The sequence below is a fragment of the Micromonospora sp. AMSO12t genome, from assembly GCF_008806585.1.
GTDB classification, from domain to species: domain Bacteria; phylum Actinomycetota; class Actinomycetes; order Mycobacteriales; family Micromonosporaceae; genus Micromonospora; species Micromonospora reichwaldensis.
This window is the reverse complement of record NZ_WAAS01000356.1, coordinates 1-5,574: the sequence shown is the minus strand read 5'-3', so window position 1 is coordinate 5,574 and position 5,574 is coordinate 1. Positions and strand designations below refer to the sequence as shown.

5 protein-coding genes are annotated in these 5,574 nt (G+C 68.2%); all 5 read left to right on the top strand.

Annotation, left to right across the window (positions count from 1 at the left end; translation table 11 throughout):
- On the top strand, positions 1–823 hold an 823-nt coding region (locus tag F6X68_RS30210), incomplete at its 5' end, for a hypothetical protein (RefSeq protein ID WP_370519012.1).
- A gap of 579 nt (positions 824–1,402) precedes the next feature.
- Positions 1,403–1,729: a hypothetical protein gene (locus F6X68_RS30205; RefSeq protein WP_192581602.1), complete on the top strand. Its 327-nt coding sequence runs from the start codon at positions 1,403–1,405 to the stop codon at positions 1,727–1,729.
- Positions 1,730–2,002: 273 nt separating this feature from the next.
- A complete protein-coding gene (locus F6X68_RS30200; RefSeq protein ID WP_151457438.1) occupies positions 2,003–2,680 on the top strand; it encodes a hypothetical protein in 678 nt (225 codons plus the stop codon).
- A 499-nt stretch (positions 2,681–3,179) separates the two neighbouring features.
- Positions 3,180–4,697, top strand: coding sequence for a hypothetical protein (locus F6X68_RS30195; RefSeq protein WP_151457437.1), 1,518 nt, complete (start codon positions 3,180–3,182; stop codon positions 4,695–4,697).
- Positions 4,698–4,854: 157 nt separating this feature from the next.
- Positions 4,855–5,565: a hypothetical protein gene (locus F6X68_RS30190; RefSeq protein WP_151457436.1), complete on the top strand. Its 711-nt coding sequence runs from the start codon at positions 4,855–4,857 to the stop codon at positions 5,563–5,565.
- The last annotated feature ends 9 nt before the right edge of the window (positions 5,566–5,574 follow it).

Here is a 5,574-nt window from a genome sequence, read left to right as displayed (position 1 = left end):
GGTCAGACCCACATGCCCGACAGCACCCGAACGGACCGTCATGCCCACCCAGAACCCGAACCCGCGCCCAGCACTCAGCACCTCCAAGAAACACCTGCACGTCGTCCAATACTCCGGAGGCATCGGAAGCTGGGCCGCCGTCCAACGCGTCGCCGCCCAACACGGCACCGACCGACTCGTCCTACTCTTCGCCGACGTCCTCACCGAAGACCCAGACCTATACCGCTGGCTGCACGACAGCAGCGCACAACTCGGCGTACCCATCACCCGCGTCGCCGGCGGCCGCACCCCCTGGCAGCTCTTCCACGACGTCCGCTACCTCGGCAACAGCCGCATAGCCCCCTGCACCGTCACACTGAAAATCCGACCCTGCCGACGCTGGCTAGACGCCCACGCCGACCCGGCATCCACCACCCTGTACATCGGCCTCGACGCCTCAACCCGCGACCGCCGCCGCGCCCCCGCCATCGCCACCGGCTGGAACCCCTGGACCACCCGCTTCCCCCTACTCGACCCGCCGCACCTGACCAAGCAGGAACTGTTGGACTCGGCCCGGCAACTCGGACTACGCCCACCACGGCTCTACGACCTCGGCCTACCACACAACAAGTGCGGAGGAGCATGCGTCCGCGCCGGCAAACACCACTGGGCACGACTACTACACGTCCTGCCCGACCACTACACCGCCGCCGAAGCAGCCGAAACCCAACTACGCGAAAAACTCGGCGACGTCGCCATCCTCACCAAACAACGCCACCGCCAACGCCACCGACTCCCCCTGACCGAGCTGCGCCGCCGCCTCGCCACCGGGCAGCAACCGTGACCTTCGCCCACCACCGCCAGCCGGAAAGTCGACGGCTGGTGCCAACGCTGGCACCAGCATTCCCTGCGGCGCCACGACAGCCCAGGCTTCGAGCCTGACCGATAAACGGTGGCACCGGCCGCCGCCTCCGCCACGGGCTCACCGACCGCGCCAAGCGGGCCGCGATCCCTCCCGCTGTCCTCAACCCAGATATTGCCTCGGCCCGCCCTGGTCCAGACCGTTGCTCCCGCAGACAACGGCCGACCCGGCCGCTCGCTACGCTCGCAACCAGCCGCGTCGGCCTGCCAGCTCCGCCGTCCGCCCTACGATGGATCGCCCGCCACCACCCGAACAGGCCCGCCGCCCAGCGAACAACGCTCTGACCTTGGCAAAAGATCCTTAAAGCGGGTATAATAATAGCTATTCTGCTGAAGATGGCGAACCTTCATCAGAAGCCCACACGCCGGCCCCAAGGAGTTAGTCATGCCGCCCAGACCCCTCACCGATTCGGAACGCGCGAGGGCGCGTCACCTACCGTTGTGTCGTCACTGGCAGTGCCACGCGACGCGACCCCAGCTACTCGACGCGCAGGCAGACGTGGTGATGATCCGCGACTGCGCCGGCCAGTACCACCTGTTCCGCGATGGCACCGACCACGGCTTGATCCTCAAAGCCGACAAAGACCGCTGGTCGCTGACCCGAGAGCGCCATGCCCACATCGCCTCAGCCGAAGGCGAACGCTGGGAGCTCGTCGCCGAGTCGACCCCCGTGTGCGCCGGCGGATGGGACGCGCTGCGACGCGAGTACGTGGCACGCCACCTGCCGAGCGGACGGGTGATCGCACGATGCGACACGCAGTACGGCCTACTCGCCCGAGCCGCCCGCCGCCACCTTCGCGTCACCACCAGCAACCCACCAAACCAGTGACGCCACCGGCGCGCATCGCCGAATCCTGCGCCGTCAATGCTCGCAGCGCCGGGCCGCTGACGGGCAGGGCAACGGCCGGGGGGTTAGTTTGGCGAACTCCCCCCGGCCGCCTGGTGCCGACGCCACACAGGCCCCCAAAGGCCCATACGCCGAGCACGTGCCCGCCATTCTACGACAGACCGATCATCGACCAACGAAGCAGTAAGCATGGTCAACGCCCGCCTCGCCCATCCCCTACAGCCGTCCCATCGACCGATACGGCATCATCGGCGCATGCCCACCCGCGATGCCCACAGCGGTAACCACGTAGGTCGCACCCAGGCGGCGGCGATGCTTGGCATCTCCGTCAGCCACTTGGACCGGCTCTACGGCGAACGGGCCACCAACGGCTTCCCTGAGCGCGTCGACGGCACCAGATGGCGCACTGACGACATCGCCGCCTTCCAGCTACCCCGAGACAAGGCCCGACGCGTCGCCAGCGCCGCCGTGGACCGCAGCGGCGATCCCGACGAACTCGTCAACACCACCACCGTCGCGCACATGCTCGGCTATCAAAGCGTCGACTCCCTGCAAGGACGCAATCGGATCTGGCCGCTCCTGCTGGAGCGCGTCGACGACGAATCGCTGACTCCCACCGGCCGTAAGCGCCGCCGCTGGAGGCGCCGCACCGTGTGGGAGATCGCCGACAGCCGCACCGGCCAGGGCGCGCCCCACACCGGTCGTCCCCGGGCCACTCCCCACGGCCACCCAGATCGCTCCGGCGACCCCGACGAACTCGTCGGCGCCGCTGAGGCCGCACGCGTGCTGGGATACAACCACCCGACCGCCCTGCCCGACGAAGTGCTTCGTCAGGCAGACGAAGACACCACCGGCCCAAAAGGCCGCCACCGCCGCAAGTGGAAGCGCGCGACGCTCTGGACAATCCTCGATCAATCAGAGCAGCGCCGATAGCTTCCCGCCAGACTCGAAACCGGCACCCGCTCGCACTGCCCGCCGGTCGGTGGCGGGTCGCAGGCCCGGTCCTGACGGACCGGAAACCGGAAGCGGCCTCCGGCCGCACTGCCAAAACCCCTTCTTCCTTCGGTGGGGGCCCAACAGGCTAGCGACGTGCTCGCTCCGGTCAAGTCCGGGCGCGGCTCGCAAAAAATCATGCACACCCCGCATGATCTTTTCCTCGAAACCCCGCGCCCGAACTTGACCTCCACTGCGCGCGCCGCGGGACGAGTGAACTCGCCCCCACCGCCGAAAGAAGTGGGGGACGCCGCCAGGGCCGCACGCCGCGAGCTGGTCGGCGTAGCCGCCGGCATCCCACCAGCAAGATCATAAAATCTCACGTCCGAACAGGACGGACACAGGTAGCCAACAGACGCCGAAACGGGTATAGTAAGAACTGTTCGGAGGGGACGGCGAACCCCCACCGCACACCACACACCAACCCCCAAGGAGACGCATGGCCATCCATGACGACACCCTGCCAGCCATCGAGGGATACGGCTGCGCGACCTGCGGCGTACCCCTGACGGTCATCACCACCCACGGCGAGAGGACGTTCCACCACCCCGATCACAGCCCTCAGGACCACGATCCCCACCCGATTCCCCTCGCACAACTCGCCAACTCGCAAATGATGTGCGACTTCTGCTCCGCGCCGCACCCCGTCGCAACCTTCACCTTCGGCAACCTCGACGTAGCGATGTCGACCGACGCGGCTGGTGTGCGGATGCACAACCTCGGCAACAGTTGGGCCGCATGCGAGATCTGCGCCCGCCTGGTCGAGCAGCGCGACCCCGAAGGGCTCACCCGACGCGCACACAAGCGGGCTCGCCGCCACCATGGCCGCGTGGCAGGCGCACGGGTGCTACGACCCCTGCACCAAGCACTATTCGCCGCCACGCCCAACACTCCCGTACGGCGGCCTCTGTCGAGCCACGATGCGACTCCCCCCGTCGTCGGCTCCCTCAGCGACGCCCCCGCCGCGCCCGAATTTCGCTCACTGCGCCCGCAGATGCTGCCCAAGGTGCGGAATCGGCTGGTGCGCTTCTGGCGGACCTCCGGTCAGGGGTACCTACTCGACGTGGTCGCCAGCGGTGAGAGATACAAGGTCCCCGGGCACGTGTTTCCCGGTGCCGACCTCCACGCGCCGGCCGCATTCGTGGACGCCCGCGACCCCGAGCCGCTACGGCAGTACACCGCACTCATGGCCAATCACGTCGAGAACGCGCGGATCTTCTGGATTGACCCCGACTTCACCACCCTCGCCGCGCACGCCGCACGCGACCTTCCGGACGTACGCATCGAGCCGGTGGAAATGCCCGCCCCCGACGGACTGCTCATCTGGCACACCCCGGTCTACCAACCGACCGACCTGCAAACCGGCATCACGGTACCGATCATCGCGGCACAGTGGGGACCAGTCCCCGGCGGAGTGTGGATCACGTTCTACACCCCCGCCGAAGTCCTCGCGCAGGGCCGGCAACTCACCGAACCCGACCTGCAAGGACTCCGCGAGCGCATCGGATGGCTGGTCCCGGTCAGCACCGGCGCGGGACTGCGGTTCGGCCAGCCCTACACGCCCGCCAGCGAACAGACCCGCCTCATGCTGTGCTCACTGATCGCCACGTGGATCCTCACCACGCAACCAGACGCGGAGATCACCGACGAGCCGGCCGACAAGGCGACCCGCAAGGCGTACCAGCGCACCAACCGGCCCGCCCCCCTCGTACGACTCGTGCGGCTACGCCGCAAACATCAGCCACGACGCGACACCAGCGGCGACACACCGACGCGCGTCTACACCCGCCGATGGTGGGTGTCCGGGTTCTTCCGTGAGCAGCCCTGGGGACCCGGCCGCGCGCTACGGCGCCGCACCTACGTCCGCCCCCACGTCAAGGGACCGGCCGACGCGCCGCTCATCCTGAGCCAGCAGGTACACGTACTCGGCGACCCCGCAAATCAGAACAAGCCGTGACAGCACCCAGGGGAGTCGTCACGCACGACTCCCCCGGGCCGCACCACCCACGGCGCAACCAGGTAGACACCCACCATCGGAACGGGTATAGTAATAATTGTTCAGGCGGGACGGCGAACCCCACCGGGACAACCACCAAAACCCCTAGGAGACCCCTGTGAGCAGTCACCAACTCGACGCCCTCCCCGGCCGGGACGGCTACATCGTGCGCGTGGGGTGGGACCGCCCGTTGCACAGCTTCTTCGCCCAGGTGATCAACACCGGCGTCCTGGACGAGGAAAGCCCCGACGCCATGCCCGTCTGGCTCGGCGCAGAAGAATGCATCACCGACCCGGAAACCGTCATCGAGGCCGTGCGTCCGTATGCCGCCATCCCCGACACCCTGCGCGCCGACCTGGAGGCGGATCGAGCGTGGGAGGGCACCCGGGCACGGCCTGGATTCGCGCACACGGTACCGGTGATCCCCGGCCCGGCCCCGCTCGAACTGACGGCCACCCTGACCTACCCGACCACCGGCGGCAGCCTGGTCACATGCCCGCTGCGGGTGTACCGCACCGGCATCTTCTCCGTCACGGTCGTCGTCACCGACACGACCTCCCGCACCCCGTCACGGACGCAGCGCATCATCCGCGCCCTGAGCCGCAGCAACACCCCGGGTCGGACGCCGGACACGGACCACGCCGCCACCATTCACGCCCTACTCCGTGCCGCCTTCGGCGAGGAGCACGTCGAGTACATCCAGTACACGCCGCACCAGAGCGGCGAAGCCTTCCACGCGTTCCGAATCGCCCACGACGGCAGCACGGTCCGCGAGGCAATCCCGCTCAACGACATGCTGCGCCGCTTCGGCGCGGACATCACCCCCTAGGGCCGGGCA